The organism is Odoribacter sp. N15.MGS-14 (genome assembly GCF_000980245.1).
GTDB classification, from domain to species: domain Bacteria; phylum Bacteroidota; class Bacteroidia; order Bacteroidales; family Marinifilaceae; genus Odoribacter; species Odoribacter splanchnicus.
In genome coordinates this window covers 1-1,388 of the sequence record NZ_LARE01000150.1, presented here as the reverse complement: position 1 = coordinate 1,388, position 1,388 = coordinate 1, and the positions used below count along the sequence as shown (strand labels likewise).

At 43.2% G+C, this 1,388-nt stretch carries 1 protein-coding gene; it reads right to left on the bottom strand.

The annotated features are described in order from the left end of the window. Positions 1–220 precede the first annotated feature (220 nt). Positions 221–1,303 carry a redoxin domain-containing protein gene (locus WS34_RS14620; RefSeq protein ID WP_046405756.1) on the bottom strand — a complete coding sequence of 361 codons (1,083 nt, stop codon included), beginning with the start codon at positions 1,301–1,303 and terminating at the stop codon, positions 221–223. Positions 1,304–1,388 lie beyond the last annotated feature (85 nt).

Genomic DNA, 1,388 nt, shown 5'->3' with positions numbered 1-1,388 from the left:
GAGTCTTTATATTGTTCCGTTGTGTTATTATTATCTGCAGCGGATAAAATACTAATATTTAACATTTTAGAGTATAAAATAGAATCTGATAATTTTATATTAGAACACAATATGTTGTATTTTTGTTTGAATAATAATAAAGTTTGACTCAGAAGCAGGGAGGTGTGTCGTAATGCACGATGCACCTCCTTTTGTTTGACTCGTGATGAGTTTTCAGACATTATTTCAAGTATTCCGTAACGAACGCTCTCAATTTTTCTGCTCTGATGTTTTTCGCTAAGATGCGGTTGTTTTCATCCAGAACAATGATTGAAGGAACGGCATCGATTTTGTATTGTTTCACAACGTCACACTTCCACCCTTTCAGTGAGGAAACGTGAGTCCAGGGCATGCTGTCTTTTTTGATAGCTTGCATCCACGGTGCTTTTCTTTCGTCTAATGAAACACTGATAATGGCGAGTCCCTTGTCTTTGAAATCATTGTACAGTTTCACCATGTTGGGATTTTCCATGCGGCACGGTCCGCACCAGGAAGCCCAGAAATCGATGATTTTCAGTTTCCCTTTTATGTTGTAGAGCGATACTTCCTTACCTTCCGGAGTCGTCAGTGTGAAATCGGGGGCGGTGGCGGCGATGCTGACTTTTTCCAGCTCTGCGATGCGTGCAGCCAGGATTCTGCCCGGAGCTGTCTTTTGGGCTTTTTCGGAAAGCTGGCTGTAAATCCGTTTCAGGGGTTCGGCTTCCATGATACGTTCCGAGCCTGTTGTCAGCAGATAAGCTGCAAGCACGTTGTCCGCATTCTTTTGGATAACGTCATTCATTTTAGCTTGTGCGCTCTGTTGGATTTTTTCGGATTTTTTCTTCAGGTCGTTGACTGTCTTGAAATGTTTTTGTGCGGCAGCCCGATCAATCTGTTCGTTCATTTTTCTGATATCCACATTCGCTTCCGCTACAATGTCACGGTATTTGTTGAATGCTTCCTGCAGTTTGCCTCCGTGGAAATCTCCGTTCCCGTTGCGTGTCAGGGTGGCGGTGTATTCCGCTCCCGGTTCCAGTAGCATGACGAAGCCGCCTTCGTAACCGGCTATCTGCAACGAGGCAACGACCGGTTCGTCCAATGTACCCGTTAGGGAGAACAGGTTGTTTTCAAATTTTGTCCGGGCCAGAGTGTCTATACTGTTTACCCGTTGTGTCACCACCAGCAATTCTCCTTTGTCAAGCTCTATTTTTCCTTCTATGCGGAAGGTCTGGGCAAAAAGAAGAGAGGATGCCAGCAGGAAAAACCATGTCAATATATATTTCATAATTTTAAATTGAATTTTATGGTTCTTATAAGTCATTATTTTTTAAACAATCCCATATCAATGCTCAGCGATATCTGCCAGGTGT

Bases quoted from the DNA above. Each gene is read 5' to 3' on its own strand.
- WS34_RS14620 (WP_046405756.1), bottom strand. From the start codon at position 1,303: ATGAAATATATATTGACATGGTTTTTCCTGCTGGCATCCTCTCTTCTT.